Consider the following 16,837-nt stretch of genomic DNA (forward strand, 5'->3'; position numbering starts at 1 on the left):
TTGAATAGAAAAATCACATTATAAATCCGCCATGGATGATGCCAGCTTGACAGATGGTACGGTGTGAGGCCTATTTCACGCCGTTGCCGGGGCCGAAGACCGCCAGGGCAGCCCTGCAATGTGCATGCAATTTATTTGTTCTAACACGCCAAACCACCCCTGTTCGTTCATCGATGGTCAGGCCTTCTGAAGCTGGAATACAATGGAAAAAGCAACAAAAAAGTCGATCAGACGCTGGGCTGTCGGTTTGGTTCTCCTGGCAATTCTTGCCTATTTCGTTCCCTATCTCGTGATCTTCTACCTGATCTGCGGAATCTATGACCTGTCGCGCAACAAGAACATCGATCTGCAGATGGTCGAACAGTATTTCTGGGGCAACGGCCTGTTCACCTGGATCCTGTCGCCGCTGAACATCGTTCTCGACATCCTGTCGCTGCCCTATGTCAACAAGGGCGTCTACAAGCTGGAAGACCTGCCGTCCGACTATCAGGCGGAAGTCAAGCGCCTCATCACCGCGACGCAGAAGGAAGACCTGGTCGGCAAACTGCAGTCTCGCGCGGAACAGCAGGCCCGCAGCATGTTCTTCTTCAAATGGTATGGCAAAGACCAGCCTAGCTTCGTCAGCGTGCCGTCCTTCTACGAGAAGTACAATTTCGTGAAGACCATCGGCGTGTCGGTGTTCAACAAGAAGAACTCGACGTCAAAACATTTTGGCCCGATCCGCGCCACCATCCGCGTCCTCTACAACATCAACGACATGAACGACCGCACGGCCTATATCTGGTGCGGCGACACGACGAGTTACTGGAAGGACGACAAGCTGTTCATTTTCGACGACACGCTGATGCACCAGTCCGTCAACCAGACCGACCAGACGCGTTATTGCCTGTTCGTCGATATTCTCCGCCCGTCCCATCTGCCCGGTCTCTATGCCGCCATCGTCTCGTTCATGGGCTTGATCCTCAAGGGCAGCAATTCGATCTTTTACAAGAACTGGAAAGTCATCCAGAAATAAGTCCGGTTCCGGACCAAATGAAAAGGGGCGCATTGCGCCCCTTTTTTGTTGGTGGGTTTTTGGTTGCACGACCATTGTGCGTGGTTCGGTCCTTACCCGCGCAGCACAGCGCCGGTCTGCTTGCCCACGCTTTCGACAATCCGCTTGGTCAGCGCGTCGAGATCCTCGTCATTGAGCGTACGCTCCTGCGGCTGGATCGCAACTTCGATGGCAACGGATTTCTTGCCGGCACCCAGCGACGGGCCTTCGAACAGATCGAACACCTGAACACCCGTGATCAGCTTCTTGTCGCCGGCGAGCGCCGCGCGAACGATCGAGGCCGCATCCACCGACCTGTCGACGACGAATGCAAAATCGCGGCGGACCGTCTGGAAATCCGACAGCGTCAGCGGCGGTTTGGTACGGGTCGCCTTCTGCTTCGGCTCGGGGATCGCATCGATGTAGACTTCGAAGCCGCAGAGAGCGCCCGAGACATCAAGCGTTTCCAGCGTCTTCGGGTGAAACTCGCCGAATGTGCCGAGAATGACCTTCGGGCCGAGCTTGATCGTGCCGGAGCGGCCGGGATGATACCAGGCTGGACCGCCACTCTCGATCTGCAGCTTGTCGACGGGCGCACCGCAGGCTTCAAGCACCGCAAGGGCATCGGCCTTGGCGTCGAACACGCCGACCGGCGCGGCGTTTCCGGCCCAGTGGCGGCCGGAACCGTCCAGCTTGGCCGTGCCGCGGCGCACGCCGGCAGCAACGCGGCGCTGGGTTTCCGGCGTATTGCCCTCATAGGTTCCGGAGACCTCGAACAGGGCAAGATCATTGAAGCCGCGATCGGCATTGCGCTGGGCAGCAGCCAGCAGACTTGGCAAGAGCGACGGGCGCATATCCGACATATCGGCGGCAATGGGGTTGGCGAGTTTCAGCGATGGCTGGCCGCCGCCGAACAGCTTTGCCTGTTCTTCCGAAATGAACGACCAGGTGACGGCTTCCATCATTCCGCGCGAGGCGAGTGCGCGCCTGGCATTGCGGGTGCGGATCTGCAGGGTGGTCAGGATCTTGCCGTTGACATCAGCGTGGCTTTGCAGCGGCTGCGGATCGATGCGGTTAACGCCATGGATACGCATGACTTCCTCCACCAGATCGGCCTTGCCGTCCACATCCGGACGCCAGGACGGAACCAGAACATCCACCACCTCGCCCCTGCCTTGCGGCTGGAAGCCGAGACGGCTGAGAATGTCGAGGCTCGTCTCGACCGGCACGTCGATACCGGTGAGGCGCTTGACCTCCGCTGCCGGGAAGGTCACCGACTTCGGTGTGTGGCCCTTATAGCCGACGACCTGGGTTTGCGAAGGCGTACCGCCGCACAGGTCAAGGATCATGTGCGTGGCAAGTTCGAGGCCCGGCACCATGAATTCCGGATCGACGCCGCGCTCGAACCGGTAGCGCGCATCGGTGATAACACCGAGATTGCGGCCGGTGCGGGCAATGGTCATGGCATCCCAAAGGGCCGACTCAACCACGACATTCGTCGTGTTTTCATCGCAGCCGGAATGTTCGCCGCCGAGGACACCGGCAAGCGACTCGACGCCTTCCGCATCGGCGATCACGCCGATTTCCGGGTTCAGCGTGTATTCCTTGCCGTTGAGACCCAGGATCGTCTCGCCTTCCCGCGCCCAGCGCACGGTGAGATTGCCCTTCACCTTGTCGGCGTCGAACACATGCAGCGGACGGCCGCGATCGAACGTCATGTAGTTGGTGATATCGACCAGCGCATTGATCGGCCGCAGGCCGATGGCCATCAGCCGCTGCTGCAACCATTTCGGGCTCGGTCCGTTCTTCACGCCCTTGACCGTGCGCAGGGCGAAACCTTCGCACATCGGCGCGCGGTCGCCGAAATCCAGCGATACGCTGACGGACGGGCTGCCCGTGCCTTTCACCGGCTCGACGGCATTGCTTTTCAGCGTGCCCAGACCGGCTGCGGCCAGATCCCGGGCAACACCGTAAATGCTGGTGCAGTCGGGACGGTTCGGTGTCAGGTTGATTTCGATGACCGGATCATCCAGCCCGGCATAGGCCGCAAAACTGGTGCCGACAGGGGCGTCGGCCGGCAGATCGATAATGCCGTTGTGCTCGTCCGACATCTGCAGCTCGCGCTCCGAGCACATCATGCCATGGCTTTCGACGCCGCGAATCTTGCCGACCGAAAGGGTCATGTCGATACCAGGAACGTAGGCACCCGGCGCTGCGAATGCACCGATCAGGCCGGCACGGGCATTGGGCGCACCGCAAACGACCTGCAACGGCTTGCCGTCGCCGGTATCCACGGTCAGCACCTGCAGCTTGTCCGCATCCGGATGGCGCGCAGCGGTGAGCACCCTGGCGATGACAAAGGGTTTCAACGCCGCCTTGTCGTCCAGCGATTCCACTTCAAGACCGATCATGGTCAAGGTATCGACGATCTCGCCGAGCGAAGCCTCGGTTTCAAGATGATCTTTGAGCCAGGAGAGGGTGAATTTCATGATTTCACTCGTTTCTCGATTTCAGCGTTTGAGGGTTTCGACAAGGCGAAACCGCTCGCATAAAAGTTCCATGTCAGGCGAAAAGCCATGCCTGATCATGCGCTCAGGCCGCCGAACAGGGTCGGCATGTCGAGCGGGCGGAAGCCGTAATGCTGCAACCAGCGCACATCGGCGTCGAAGAAGTCGCGCAGGTCCGGCATGCCATATTTGAGCATGGCGATGCGATCGATGCCCATGCCCCAGGCAAAGCCCTGATACTCGTCCGGATCAAGCCCGCCATGGCGCAGGACATTCGGATGAACCATGCCGCAGCCAAGGATTTCCATCCAGTCCGTGCCCTGGCCGAACTTGACCTCATTGCCCGACCGGTCGCACTGGATATCGACTTCCAGCGACGGCTCGGTGAACGGGAAGAAGGACGGGCGGAAACGCATCTGCAGGGACGGAACCTCGAAGAACGCCTTGCAGAACTCTTCCAGCACCCACTTCATGTTGGCGACATTGGCCGTCTTGTCGATGACCAGCCCCTCCACCTGATGGAACATCGGCGAGTGGGTGGCATCGGAATCCATGCGGTAGGTCTTGCCGGGGATGACGATGCGGATCGGCGGCTTCTGCTTTTCCATGGTGCGGATCTGCACCGGGCTCGTATGGGTGCGCAGAAGCTTGCGCTCGCCATTCTCATCCGGGTTGAAGAAAAACGTGTCGTGCATCTCCCGCGCCGGATGGCCTTCGGGAAAATTCAGCGCCGTGAAATTGTAGTAGTCGGTCTCGACATCCGGGCCTTCGGCAATTGAAAAACCCATATCGGCGAAGATCGCCGTGATTTCATCAACGACCTGGCTGATCGGATGGATGCGTCCGCGCTCGGCCGGTGCCGTGCGTACGGGCAGGGTAACATCCAGCTTTTCCTTTTCGAGGCGCTCGGCAATTGCCGCATCCTTGAGCGTGCTTTTGCGGCTGGCGAGCGCATCGGTGACGCGGTTCTTCAAACCGTTGATGGCCGGTCCCTGCGTCTGCCGTTCTTCCGGCGACATCGAGCCCAGCGATTTCAGCTTTTCCGAAATCGAGCCCTTCTTGCCAAGCGCAGCAACACGGACAGCCTCGATGGCCGCTTCGTCATTCGCTGCCTCAATCTGCGCGACCAGCGCGCTTTCCAGTTGTACCAGATCGTCCATGCTTCTCACCTGTTTCGCGTCTTGAGCGATTATGCGATCAATTCAATGCAGAAAATTGAAAAACCCGCGCCAGCCGAGCCAGCGCGGGTTTCCCAAGTCTTATTTCCGAATATGCTTTGGGAACGGCGGCTGACTTAGTGAACAGCGCCTTCAAAAGCATTCGGTGTGGTGTTCTTCAGGTATTCCAGTGCCTTCTTGGCGGAAGCCACGAGTGCACCGAATGCTGCCGGCTCGTGGATCGCCAGATCCGACAGAACCTTGCGGTCAACCTCGATGCCGGACTTGCTCAGACCGTCGATGAAACGGCTGTATGTCAGGCCATGCTCACGCACGGCAGCATTGATACGCTGAGTCCAGAGCGCGCGGAACGTGCGCTTCTTGTTCTTGCGGTCGCGGTAGGCGTACTGCTTCGAACGATCGACGGCAGCCTTTGCAGTCTTGATGGTGTTCTTGCGGCGGCCGCGGAAACCCTCAGCCTGCTTCAGAACTTTTTTATGCTTGGCGTGGGACGTAACGCCCCGTTTGACACGTGCCATGATATGATCTCCTTAAAACGTCGCTGTCGGCTTAAAGGCCGTTGGGCAAGAACTTCTTCACGATTTTCGCATCGGCATCGGCGAGAACCATTGTGCCACGTGCGTCACGAATGAATTTGTTCGAACGTTTGATCATGCCATGGCGTTTGCCAGCGGCGGCGGCTTTAATCTTGCCAGTCCCAGTGATTTTGAACCGTTTCTTGGCGGCCGATTTGGTCTTCATTTTGGGCATTTTGCTACTCCTATTTCTAGGGTTCCCGTCGCTCCGCAGGAGCCTGAACCCTTCTGATTTCACTTCAGACCGACCAAAGTCTGAAAGCATGCAAAACCGCCACGGCATGCCCTGCCGGGCGGTTTGAACGCGGCCTTATACCGAGAAGCCGGAAAAAGCGCAACTGCTGAATCGTCTCCGGATCTGCAAAAAATCAGTAAAACCGAAAGAGGACGGGCAGAATATTCGCCGATTGCAGATATTCAGCGAACTCGAGCAGGGGGTAGGAAATGAAAAAGACCAGCCCGTCCGCCAATGTCTTGTACAGCATTGAAGATTTTACGCTTAAAACGTCTGACTCCCGGTAAAGCCGGAGATTGGGAAAGAAGCGTGGCACTTCGCGCTTATAGGCAAGGTAGGTCTCGCCAAAAACGGTTTCCAGATAACCTTCCTCGGCGACGATGACAAAGTGGAAGGCGATATAGCAAAGCACAGCCAATATCAGGGCGACGGTCAGGCTGCCCGTCATCATGCCAATACCGAAAGCCCCCACGGTGCTGAACACATAAAGCGGGTTGCGGCTCATCGAATAGGGACCGAGGCGGACGATTTCGGAGCTCTTGCGCCCGCCAATGTAGAGCGTGCACCACATGCGGCCCAGGATTGCCAGAACAATCACGCCAATGCCGAAGTCCTCGATGTATTCGTGGGTCCAATTGTCGGCCCAGGCGGAGCGAACCGTCAACAAGGCGCCGAGAATCAGAAAAATGATGACTGCCAGCACAATTCGCCGGCGCCGCTGAAACCGGGCCATGTCCTTCGGAGATGTGAGCGCCATGTCAGCCCTTATCCAGTTCGATCAAGACAAAAGCCGCCCGAAGGCGGCCTTTGTCTTAAACTCTCGTTCAGCTTTAACGTGGCGCCAGAACCATCATCATCTGGCGGCCTTCCAATCTTGGCTCGGCCTCTACCTTGGAAATGTCGACCGTATCTTCCTTGACCCGGTCGAGCAGCCGCATTCCGAGTTCCTGGTGCGCCATTTCGCGGCCACGGAAACGCAATGTCACCTTGACCTTGTCGCCTTCGTCGAAGAATCGCTTGATCGCCTTCATCTTCACATCATAATCATGTGTGTCGATGTTCGGCCGCATCTTGATTTCTTTGATTTCGACCGTCTTCTGCTTCTTGCGCGCCTCGGCAGCCTTCTTCTGTCCCTGGTACTTCAGTTTCCCAAGGTCAACAATCTTGCACACCGGCGGCTCGGCATTCGGCACGATCTCGACGAGATCGAGTCCAGCCTCATCGGCCATGGCCAGCGCGGCCTGAATCGTAACGATACCGTGGTTTTCACCTTCGGCATCAATGAGCTGTACCTGGGGTACCCGGATATCGCGGTTGGAACGCGGTCCATCTTTCTGGACCACCTGTGCTCTAAAGGGTCGGCGAATGGCAGTAGTCTCCTTGAATTATTTCGGTCCCGCAAATAGCACCGTCGGGCCCCGCCTGCAATGCTTTGTCTGCGGCGGTTAGCTCAATAACATCTTTTCACGGATAAATCATCTGGTTCAGATATAGGAATATTCGCATTCTATACAACATGGCTGCCAGTTGAATGGGTTTCATCATCGAATTTTGCATGGCAAAAGCAAGCGGCACATCCTGGAGACTGACATATGACGGCTCACCCGCCGGTATTCCTCACCCACAATGACATTGCAATCGCCCTGCGCCGCCGCGCCGGGGCTGAGCCCGGCATTGTCTGGCTCGGCGGCTACCGTTCGGACATGCTCGGCAGCAAGGCGGAATGGCTGGATCAATGGGCTGAAGCCAACGGCCACGCATTCCTGCGCCACGATTACTCCGGCCATGGCGAGTCGGGCGGTGCGTTTCGTGACGGCACGATTTCGCTCTGGCTTGAACAGAGCCTTGCGGTCTTCAAAAAATTTTCGGCGGGACCGCAAATCCTTATCGGTTCATCCATGGGCGGCTGGATCGCCCTGCGCATGATCGAAGAGCTGCAAAAGGCCGGTGAACACGGCCGCATTGCCGGGCTGGTCCTGATCGCACCGGCACCGGATTTCACGTGCGAACTGGTCGAACCCCAATTGACGCTGGACCAGCGCCGCCAGCTTGCCGAGCGGGGCTATATGGAAGAACCATCCGAATATGCCCCGGAGCCCTATATCTACACCAAGGCCCTTCTGGACGACGGCCGGGCCAATCAGGTGCTGAAGGGGGTGATACGGACCGGCTGCCCCGTGCACATCCTGCAGGGGATGGAAGACAAAGATGTTCCCTATACCCACGCCCTGCGGCTGGTTGATCACTTGCCGGTTGACGACGTGACGATTACGCTGGTGCGCGACGGTGACCATCGCCTGTCACGCCCGCAGGATCTGGAACTTCTCACCCGCACCGTGGCTTCGATGGTGGACCGCTCGAAAAGCCGCACGCCCATTCTGTAAATTCCCCCAACAGGTTTCATCCCATGCGCTCCTCCGTGATTGCTTCTGCCGTCGTTGCCGCCATTGTCGGATTTGGTGGCACGCTCGCGCTGATCATCGCGGCGGCACAGGCCCTTGGCGCAACCCAGGCGCAGACGGCAAGCTGGGTCACGGCGCTGTGTCTCGCCATGTTCATTTCCACCGGCTTTCTCAGCTGGCGTTACAAGATGCCGATCATCACCGCATGGTCGACACCGGGTCTGGCGCTGATCGGGGCCAGCACCGGCTTTACCATGCAGCAGGGTGTCGGCGCCTTCATTGTCACGGCCATCGCCATCATCATCACGGGACTGGTCAAACCGGTTTCCGGCCTGGTTTCCAAAATCCCGGCATCGATTGCCTCCGGCATGCTGGCGGGCGTCCTGTTCGCTTTCCTGACCGGTGCGGCCCGCACAATTCCCGTCGATCCGCTCTTCGTCCTGCCATTGGTGCTTCTCTTCTTCGTCATCCGCCTGTTCAATCCGGCCATGGCGGTCCTCGCCGTGCTGTCCGGCGGCATTCTCTTCGCCTTCCTCAGCGGCCGTGTTGCCAGCGTGCCGGATATCGGCCTCTCGACGCTCACCCTCATCATGCCGGTCTTCGACACACGGGCGATCATCGGCATCGCGCTGCCGCTTTATCTCGTCACCATGGCGTCGCAGAACCTGCCCGGCTTTGCCGTGCTTCGCGCCGCCGGATACGAGCCACCGACGGCGGCGGCTTTGCGGGTAACAGGGCTCCTTTCGCTGCTGACGGCGCCCTTCGGTGCACATACGAGCAACATGGCCGCCATTTCAGCGGCCATCTGCACCGGGCCGGATGCTCATCCGGACCCGGCACAGCGCTGGCTGACCGGCCCGTTCTATGCGCTGTCCTATCTGATACTGGCCATTTTCGGCGCTTCGCTGGTGGCCCTGTTTGCCGTGCTGCCGGCCCCCCTGATCGCGCTCGTCGCCGGCCTTGCCCTGATCGGCGCCTTTGCCAATGCGCTGACGATCGCGCTGAAAAACGAGACGGAGCGGCTTGCCGCCGTCGTCACCTTTGCCGTGACGGCATCGGGCATTTCCATTGCCGGAATCGGCGCTGCCTTCTGGGCGCTAGTGGCGGGCCTGCTTGTCGTTGCCTTCGATCACGCAAAGAAACATATCTGATTCCAAACCCTTACCGCATTCGAGCCCGGCATTTCTTGAAAAGCCGCAATCCGCCTCCCATGTCGTAAACAATCGACCAATACTGCGCCGTGCGCCCTGCAGGGCGCACAAAGGACGCAGTATAACTTTTGGATTGGCACATGATCCTTATCCAAAAACCATTCCGGTTTTTGGGGTCATGTGCGGGTCGGGCTTTCGTGAGAAGGAAGAGCTTTTATGAACAATGCTGCTTTGATCCGGCCAGGCTGGACCCCTGCCACCATCGCCCTGATGGTTATTGGTTTCATGCTGTTCTGGCCGCTTGGTTTCGCCATGCTCGCTTACATCCTTTGGGGTAACCGGCTGGATGGTTTCAAGCGCGACGTCAGCCGCGCCACCGATGGCTTCTGCGGCGCATTCCGCCGCGGCAAGGGTCCGTCTTTCGGACGCGGTTCGTTCGGCACAGGCAATGTCGCCTTTGACGAATGGCGCGAAAAGGAACTCGAGCGCTTGGCCGAAGAACGCCGCAAGCTCGAAGAGATGCGCGCCGCGTTCGAGGACTATGCGCATGAACTGCGCCGGGCCAAGGACCGGGAAGAGTTTGACCGCTTCATGGCTGAACGCAATGCCGCGGCAAAGAAGCCGTCGCCGGGCGCCAACGACGCCGGAGAGGAATAACGCCATTCCGCGGACAGTTCCCTCCAGTCCTGCCCGCACGTCCCCAGCAAAGCGGCGCCGGAGCGATCCGGCGCCGCCTCTGTTTTGTCTCACGGCTTTCACCCGAATCAATTAAAGTCCCGGCCATGATCCTATCGCTGTTCCGAAGCCCGCCGAAAAAATCCGCGACGCTGAAAGCCGAGCGGAACTACGAGGTTGCGGGCCGCGTCCTGCCGTTGCGCGTGATGGAAAACCCGCGCGCGACACGTCTTACCCTGCGCATCGATGCGGGCGGCAAGGGATTGCGGATCACCGTGCCGCCGGGCATGCCGGCGCGCGAAGTCGATAAATTCCTGGCGCGCCACGAGGGCTGGATCGAGACCCGCATTGCCAGGATGCCGGACCAGCCCAAAGTGCGGCCGGGGGTCAAAATCCCGATCCGCGGCGTCCCGCATCTCATCGTGCACGAGCCGGGCAAGCGCGGAACCGTGCAGCAGGAAAACGGCGCGGAGGGCCCGCGCCTGATCGTCCATGGCGACCGGCCGCATCTGGCGCGCCGGGTCGGCGACTTCCTCAAGCGTGAGGCACGGCACGATCTGGACATGCTGGTGGCGCGGCATACCGCAACGGTCGGGCGGCGGGCCAAGATCATCCGCCTCAAGGATACCAAAAGCCGCTGGGGGTCCTGCACCTCGGACGGCACCCTTTCCTTTTCCTGGCGCATCATGATGGCGCCGCCGCCGATCATCGACTATCTCGTGGCGCATGAGGTTGCTCATCTGAAAGAGATGAACCACGGGCCCAAATTCTGGAAACTCTGCGGTGAGCTCTGCCCGGATACGGAACGCTGCAAGGCCTGGTTGAAACGCAATGGCAGCGCCTTGCAGGCCATCGATTTCAGCTGATGCCGGAACCTATCACGCCCGCCATAGAAGCGGCCGCCCGAATCCTGTGGGATTTCCATCTCGTTTATGATCCGCTGGGTCCGGCCGGCCTGATTGTCGGCCTCGGCAGTTATGATCTGCGCGTGGCCGGCCGCTGTGCCGATCTGTGGCATCAGGGGCTGGCCGCCAAAATCCTGTTCACCGGCAAGGCCGGCAACTGGACCAACCATCTCTACACAACGACCGAAGCGGAAGCGTTTGCCGCGCGCGCCATTGGTGCCGGTGTTCCCGCCGATGCAATTCTGATTGAACCGAACGCAACCAATATCGGCGAGAACATCCGCTTTGCGCGGGACATAGCTGGTGATGCCGTCAAGCGCATCATCATCGTCACCAAACCGCAGACGCAGCGCCGGGCCTTCGCGACGGTGCGCGCGCAGTGGCCGGAGGTAACCGCCATGGTAACGGCACCGCTGCACGGCTTTGAGGATCAACCGCTGACGGCCTATCCGCTTCCCAAGCTGATCCATGAAATGGTCGGCGACATCAAACGCATGATCGACTATCCGGCCAAAGGCTTTCAGATTGCGCAACCGGTTCCGCCGGATGTCGCAGATGCGTTCGATTTCCTTGTCAAAGCGGGCTATGACCACCACCTCTAGTATCGAAGGATAAACCGCGCAAAATCCTCGACTCTTGCGCGTTTTCATGGCACTGGCACCGGTTATGAGCCTTGATATCAAAATATGCGGATTAAAGACCGACGAAGCCGTGGCGGCAGCGCTGGATGAAGGCGCGTCGCATATCGGCTTCATCTTTTTCCCCAAAAGCCCGCGCAATATCGATCCGCAAACTGCGGGGCGCCTGCGTACCGCCGCAAAGGGCCGCGCCAAGGCCGTTGCGGTCAGCGTGAATGCGGATGACGCAACGCTGGATGCGATCGTTGCCGGAATGCAACCTGATATGCTGCAGCTGCACGGCGACGAAAGTCCGGCCCGCATCAGCGCCGTGAAACAGCGCTACGGCTTGCCCGTCATCAAGGCCCTGGCGCTGCGCGAACGCCGCGATCTTGACGCGATTGCCCCCTATATCGGCATTGCAGACGGCTTTCTCTTCGATGCCAAGCCCCCCAAGGGATCTGACCTTCCAGGAGGAAATGGCGTGTCTTTCGACTGGCAGATCCTCGGCGGCCTTGACGCTTCCATCGATTACATGCTTTCCGGAGGCCTCAATGTCGGCAACATTGCCGAGGCGCTGGAAGCGACGAATGCGCGCGGCATCGATATTTCATCCGGCGTCGAGTCAGCGCCGGGTGTAAAAGATGTTAGCCTGATCAGAGAATTTTTCCGGGTTGCGCGCGCTGCCAAAAGCGCTGGCGTGGCCTGAACAAACGGAGCGGAACGGTGGACAAGGCGGTAGAACCCAATTCATTCAAGACAGGCCCCGACGAAGAGGGCATGTTCGGCATTTTCGGCGGGCGTTTCGTTGCCGAGACCCTGATGCCGCTGATCCTTGAATTGCAGCAGGCCTATGACGACGCCAAGAATGATCCGGCCTTCAAAGCCGAGCTGCGCGAATTGTCCACCAACTATGCCGGGCGCCCGTCAAAGCTGTATTATGCCGAAGGTTTGACCAGGCATGTCCGCCAGCTGGCGAAAGACAGAGGTCTTGATGGCGGCGCAAAAATCTACTTCAAGCGCGAGGACCTCAACCATACCGGCAGCCACAAGATCAACAACTGCCTTGGGCAGATTCTGCTGGCCAAGCGCATGGGCAAGACCCGCATCATCGCGGAAACCGGTGCCGGCCAGCACGGCGTTGCGTCGGCAACGGTCTCGGCACGGTTCGGCCTGCCCTGCGTCGTCTATATGGGCGCAACCGACGTTGAACGGCAGGCGCCCAATGTTTTCCGCATGAAGCTGCTGGGGGCTGAAGTGAAGCCCGTCGCCTCCGGTCATGGCACCTTGAAGGATGCGATGAACGAGGCGCTGCGCGACTGGGTCTCGAATGTCGATGACACCTATTATCTCATCGGTACCGCTGCAGGCCCGCATCCCTATCCGGAGCTGGTGCGCGATTTCCAGTCGGTGATCGGCGAGGAAGCGCGTGCGCAGATTCTCGAGCGTGAAGGCCGCCTGCCCGATACGATCATTGCGGCTGTCGGCGGCGGTTCCAACGCCATCGGCCTGTTCCATCCCTTCCTCGACGACAAGAGCGTCGAGATCATCGGCGTTGAAGCCGGCGGGCGCGGCCTTGATGGCGAGGAGCATTGCGCCTCCATGAGCGCCGGCAGCCCAGGCGTGCTGCATGGCAACCGCACTTATCTCCTGCAGAACAAGGACGGCCAGATTCTCGATGGCCATTCGGTTTCCGCCGGTCTCGATTATCCGGGCGTCGGACCGGAGCATTCCTGGCTGCGCGATACCGGCCGGGTTTCCTACGTGCCGATCCTCGATGACGAGGCGCTCGATGCATTCCAGCTGACGACGCGCGTCGAAGGCATCATTCCCGCGCTCGAATCGGCCCATGCCATTGCCCAGGCCGTGAAAATCGCGCCTGAAATGGCGCAGGACAAGATCATGATCGTCAATCTGTCAGGTCGCGGCGACAAGGATGTGCATACGGTCGGCAAACTCATGGGTATGGAGATTTAAGCATGGCGACCCGCATCGACAGAAAATTTGCCGCGTTGAAGGCTGAGGGGCGTCCAGCGCTGGTGACCTATTTCATGGGCGGCGATCCCGATTATGAGACCTCGCTGAAGATCATGAAGGCGCTGCCCGGTTCCGGTTCTGATATCATCGAGCTCGGCGTTCCCTTTTCCGATCCCATGGCCGATGGCCCGGCAATTCAGGCGGCTGGCCTGCGTGCCCTGAAAAAGGGCATGTCGCTGACAAAGACACTCGCGCTTGCCGCGAGCTTCCGCGAGAGCGACAACACCACGCCGATCGTTCTGATGGGATACTACAATCCGATCTATATCTACGGTGTCGACCGCTTCCTCAAGGACGCCGTAGCCTCCGGTATCGATGGCCTGATCATCGTCGACCTGCCGCCGGAAATGGATGCTGAACTGTGCATTCCCGCCATCAAGGCCGGGATCAACTTCATCCGGCTGGCCACGCCAACGACGGATGAAAAGCGCCTTCCCAAGGTACTGCAGAACACGTCCGGCTTTGTCTACTACGTCTCGATGAACGGTATCACCGGTTCTGCCCTGCCCGATACGAGCAAGGTTGCGGACGCAGTCAAGCGCATCAAAGAACACACGGACCTGCCGGTTGTGGTCGGGTTCGGCGTCAAGACCGCCGAGCAGGCCAAGGTCATCGGCACCGCAGCCGATGGCGTCGTCGTCGGCACCGCGATCGTCAATGCCGTTGCCAATACAATCCGCCCGGACGGCTCGCTTGTCGCCGATCCGGCTGAAGCCGTCGCCACGATGGTGCAGGGACTTTCCACCGGTGTGCGCGCCGTGCGCCTTGCAGCGGCGGAATAGAAGCCCTAAATCACAATACCGACGAAGGAACAGGACCGATCATGAACTGGATCACAAATTACGTCCGGCCGAAGATCAATTCGATGCTTGGTCGCCGCGAAATGCCCGAAAACCTCTGGATCAAGGATCCGGTTTCCGGTGAAATGGTCTTCCATACGGATCTGGAAAAGAACCAGTGGGTCGTGCCGTCGTCCGGCCACCACATGCGCATTCGTGCCAAGGACCGCCTGCGCTACTTTTTCGACGATGGCGCCTACGAATTGCTGGAACAGCCGAAAGTGGTCACCGATCCGCTGAAGTTCCGCGATGAGAAGCGCTATATCGACCGCCTCAAGGAACATCGCGCCAAATCCGGTGTCGAAGACACGATCATCAACGCACTGGGCACGATCGAAGGCCTGCCGATCGTGGCAACAGTTCAGGATTTCAGCTTCATCGGCGGATCGCTGGGCATGGCGGCGGGCGAAGCCATCATCAAGGCGTTTGAAACGGCAATCGCCGAGAAGCGGCCGCTGGTGCTGTTTGCCGCATCCGGCGGCGCCCGCATGCAGGAAGGCATTCTTTCGCTGATGCAGCTGCCGCGCACCACGGTTGCCGTGGAGATGCTGAAGGAAGCGGGCCTGCCCTATATCGTCGTCCTCACCAACCCGACCACGGGCGGCGTCACCGCCTCCTACGCCATGCTGGGCGATATCCACATTGCCGAGCCGGGCGCGCTGATTGGCTTTGCCGGGCAACGTGTCATCGAGCAGACCATCCGCGAAAAGCTGCCGGAAGGCTTCCAGACCGCCGAATACCTGAAGGCCCATGGCATGGTCGACATGGTCGTGCCGCGTACCGAACTCAAAGCCACCATCGCGCGTCTGTTGAAGATGCTCATGGGCGAAAAGGCCACCGAGGTTCCCGTTGCCAAGCCCAATGGTGCGGCGCTGCCGGCAACGATTGAAGCCGAAGCTTGATTCAATTGATGGTTCTGGAGGCCTTTGCCCTTGGCTTTGTCTGTGTCGTCGAAGGCTGAGGCGATCATCGAGCGTTTGCTCGGGCTTCACCCAAAGGGTTTCGACCTGTCGCTGGGGCGCATCACGCGTCTTCTCCATGCCTTGGGCAATCCGCACCTGAAAATGCCGCCCGTTATCCATGTGGCGGGCACCAATGGCAAGGGATCCTGCGTTGCTTTCTCGCGGGCGCTTTTGGAAGCTGCCGGTTATACGGTGCACGTGCACACCTCGCCGCATCTCGTTCACTGGTATGAGCGTTACAGGCTCGGTGCGCCGGGCGGCGGCAAGCTGGTCGACGATGAAACCTTTGCCGATGCACTCACCCGGGTCGAGGAAGCCAATGCCGGTCAGGCCATCACTGTTTTCGAGATACTGACCGCCGTCACCTTCGTGCTGTTTGCCGAACACCCGGCCGATGCCGTGATCCTGGAGGTCGGGCTTGGCGGCCGTTTCGACGCGACCAATGTCATTGCGGAGCCTGCGGTCAGCGTCATCATGCCGATCTCACTCGATCACCAGCCCTATCTCGGCGACCGTGTCGAGCTGATTGCAGCGGAGAAGGCCGGGATCATCAAGCCGGGCTGTCCGGTTGTCATCGGTGCGCAGGAAGAAGAAGCGGCACGCCTGGTGCTGATCGAGACGGCTGAGCGGCGGGATTGCCCGTTTGCCGTCTATGGCCAGGATTTCCTTGCCTTTGAAGAGCGCGGCCGGATGATCTATCAGGACAATACGGGCCTGCTCGACCTGCCCCTGCCGGCCTTGCTCGGGCGGCACCAATTGTCCAATGCGGCTGCCGCCATTCAGGCCGTGAAGACGGCGGGCTTTACGCTGCCGGATTATGCCATCGAAACCGCCATGACGACGGTCGAATGGCCCGCCCGCATGCAGCGTCTGATCAAGGGCAAGCTGGTCGAGCTGGCAGTGCCCGGTTCGGAAATATGGCTCGATGGCGGGCATAACCCCGGAGCGGGCCTGGTGATCGCCGAGGCGATCGCGTCGCTGGAAGACCGCAGTCCGCGCCCGCTTTTCCTCATCACCGGAATGATCAACACGAAGGATCCGATCGGCTATTTCGAAGCCTTCACCGGCATGGCGCGGCATGTCTATACTGTGCCGATCCGCTCCAGCGATTCCGGCATTCCGCATGAACAGCTGGCGATTGCCGCCGGCGATGCCGGCCTTTCCGCCGAGCCCGTGCATTCCGTCGAGAATGCGCTGAAAATATTGCGGGACAGCTGGGACAAATCCGAACCGGCGCCCCGCATTCTCATCGGCGGCTCGCTGTATCTCGCCGGCGACGTTCTGGCCGAAAACGGCACCCCGCCGCAATAAAAAACCCGGCACGAATGCCGGGTTTGATGGATGGATAGATAGGACGTTCGGCTTATGCGGCTGAATTGCGGATCCAGTCGCTGAGCTTGCTCTTGGGAGCAGCGCCAACCAGATTGGCAGCCAGTTCGCCATCCTTGAACATCAGCAAGGTCGGAATGGAACGCACGCCGAACTGGGCTGCAAGTTCCGGATTCTCGTCGATGTTGACTTTGGCAATCGTCACCTTGCCTGCCATTTCCGAAGCGATTTCTTCAAGGGCAGGAGCGATCATCTTGCAGGGGCCGCACCACTCGGCCCAGAAATCAACAACAACAGGCTGACCTGCCTGAAGTACATCGGACTGGAAATTGCTGGTGTCGATCTTGACGGTAGCCATCGGCTTTTCCTTATCGGTTATTGAATGTTGCCCA

General features: G+C 59.5%; 18 protein-coding genes. 11 read left to right on the forward strand and 7 right to left on the reverse strand.

Annotation, left to right across the window (positions count from 1 at the left end):
- Positions 1-202: 202 nt before the first annotated feature.
- Positions 203-1,015, forward strand: coding sequence for an aspartyl/asparaginyl beta-hydroxylase domain-containing protein (locus tag C5750_RS11790; protein WP_105734096.1), 813 nt, complete (start codon positions 203-205; stop codon positions 1,013-1,015).
- 92 nt (positions 1,016-1,107) lie between these two features.
- Here C5750_RS11790 and pheT read toward each other — a convergent pair whose 3' ends face one another.
- The 6 genes from pheT to infC all read right to left on the reverse strand — a co-directional run bounded on the left by pheT (position 1,108) and on the right by infC (position 6,895).
- Positions 1,108-3,522, reverse strand: coding sequence for a phenylalanine--tRNA ligase subunit beta (pheT, locus tag C5750_RS11795; protein WP_105734097.1), 2,415 nt, complete (start codon positions 3,520-3,522; stop codon positions 1,108-1,110).
- A gap of 95 nt (positions 3,523-3,617) precedes the next feature.
- Positions 3,618-4,700: a phenylalanine--tRNA ligase subunit alpha gene (pheS, locus tag C5750_RS11800; RefSeq protein ID WP_105734098.1), complete on the reverse strand. Its 1,083-nt coding sequence runs from the start codon at positions 4,698-4,700 to the stop codon at positions 3,618-3,620.
- 134 nt (positions 4,701-4,834) lie between these two features.
- Entirely contained in the window at positions 4,835-5,236 is a 402-nt protein-coding gene (gene rplT, locus C5750_RS11805) for a 50S ribosomal protein L20 (protein WP_091879294.1), read from the reverse strand.
- A 31-nt stretch (positions 5,237-5,267) separates the two neighbouring features.
- Positions 5,268-5,468: a 50S ribosomal protein L35 gene (gene rpmI, locus C5750_RS11810; RefSeq protein ID WP_008127399.1), complete on the reverse strand. Its 201-nt coding sequence runs from the start codon at positions 5,466-5,468 to the stop codon at positions 5,268-5,270.
- A 193-nt stretch (positions 5,469-5,661) separates the two neighbouring features.
- Positions 5,662-6,285 (reverse strand): methyltransferase family protein, encoded by a 624-nt coding sequence (locus tag C5750_RS11815; protein WP_105734099.1) that lies wholly within the window; start codon positions 6,283-6,285, stop codon positions 5,662-5,664.
- Positions 6,286-6,358: 73 nt separating this feature from the next.
- Positions 6,359-6,895: a translation initiation factor IF-3 gene (infC, locus tag C5750_RS11820; RefSeq protein ID WP_105734100.1), complete on the reverse strand. Its 537-nt coding sequence runs from the start codon at positions 6,893-6,895 to the stop codon at positions 6,359-6,361.
- 225 nt (positions 6,896-7,120) lie between these two features.
- Between infC and C5750_RS11825 the strand changes: the two genes are divergently transcribed.
- From C5750_RS11825 to C5750_RS11870, 10 genes are all read left to right on the forward strand, one after another.
- On the forward strand, positions 7,121-7,912 hold the full coding sequence (locus tag C5750_RS11825) for an alpha/beta hydrolase (RefSeq protein ID WP_105734101.1): 792 nt from the start codon (positions 7,121-7,123) through the stop codon (positions 7,910-7,912).
- 23 nt (positions 7,913-7,935) lie between these two features.
- Positions 7,936-9,081 carry a benzoate/H(+) symporter BenE family transporter gene (locus tag C5750_RS11830; protein WP_105734102.1) on the forward strand — a complete coding sequence of 382 codons (1,146 nt, stop codon included), beginning with the start codon at positions 7,936-7,938 and terminating at the stop codon, positions 9,079-9,081.
- Between the two features lie 216 nt (positions 9,082-9,297).
- Positions 9,298-9,738 carry a DUF2852 domain-containing protein gene (locus C5750_RS11835; protein ID WP_105734103.1) on the forward strand — a complete coding sequence of 147 codons (441 nt, stop codon included), beginning with the start codon at positions 9,298-9,300 and terminating at the stop codon, positions 9,736-9,738.
- Positions 9,739-9,863: 125 nt separating this feature from the next.
- Complete coding sequence (locus tag C5750_RS11840; RefSeq protein ID WP_105734104.1) at positions 9,864-10,622, forward strand: M48 family metallopeptidase; 759 nt, start codon at positions 9,864-9,866, stop codon at positions 10,620-10,622.
- Positions 10,623-10,633: 11 nt separating this feature from the next.
- The gene (locus tag C5750_RS11845; RefSeq protein WP_105734604.1) at positions 10,634-11,263 is read left to right on the forward strand and encodes a YdcF family protein; all 630 of its coding nucleotides are present in this window, start codon (positions 10,634-10,636) and stop codon (positions 11,261-11,263) included.
- Between the two features lie 64 nt (positions 11,264-11,327).
- Entirely contained in the window at positions 11,328-11,987 is a 660-nt protein-coding gene (locus C5750_RS11850; RefSeq protein WP_105734605.1) for a phosphoribosylanthranilate isomerase, read from the forward strand.
- 17 nt (positions 11,988-12,004) lie between these two features.
- Positions 12,005-13,255, forward strand: a complete 1,251-nt coding sequence (gene trpB / locus C5750_RS11855) for a tryptophan synthase subunit beta (protein WP_105734105.1) — start codon at positions 12,005-12,007, stop codon at positions 13,253-13,255.
- 2 nt (positions 13,256-13,257) lie between these two features.
- Complete coding sequence (trpA, locus tag C5750_RS11860; protein WP_105734106.1) at positions 13,258-14,097, forward strand: tryptophan synthase subunit alpha; 840 nt, start codon at positions 13,258-13,260, stop codon at positions 14,095-14,097.
- A 41-nt stretch (positions 14,098-14,138) separates the two neighbouring features.
- Positions 14,139-15,056: an acetyl-CoA carboxylase, carboxyltransferase subunit beta gene (gene accD, locus C5750_RS11865; protein WP_105734107.1), complete on the forward strand. Its 918-nt coding sequence runs from the start codon at positions 14,139-14,141 to the stop codon at positions 15,054-15,056.
- Between the two features lie 42 nt (positions 15,057-15,098).
- Positions 15,099-16,427, forward strand: a complete 1,329-nt coding sequence (locus C5750_RS11870) for a bifunctional folylpolyglutamate synthase/dihydrofolate synthase (protein ID WP_105734108.1) — start codon at positions 15,099-15,101, stop codon at positions 16,425-16,427.
- A 52-nt stretch (positions 16,428-16,479) separates the two neighbouring features.
- On the opposite strand, the gene trxA is transcribed toward C5750_RS11870, so the two are convergent.
- Positions 16,480-16,803 (reverse strand): thioredoxin, encoded by a 324-nt coding sequence (trxA, locus tag C5750_RS11875; protein ID WP_105734109.1) that lies wholly within the window; start codon positions 16,801-16,803, stop codon positions 16,480-16,482.
- Positions 16,804-16,837: the final 34 nt, after the last annotated feature.

Source organism: Phyllobacterium myrsinacearum (assembly GCF_002980555.1).
Taxonomy (GTDB): Bacteria; Pseudomonadota; Alphaproteobacteria; order Rhizobiales; family Rhizobiaceae; genus Phyllobacterium; species Phyllobacterium myrsinacearum.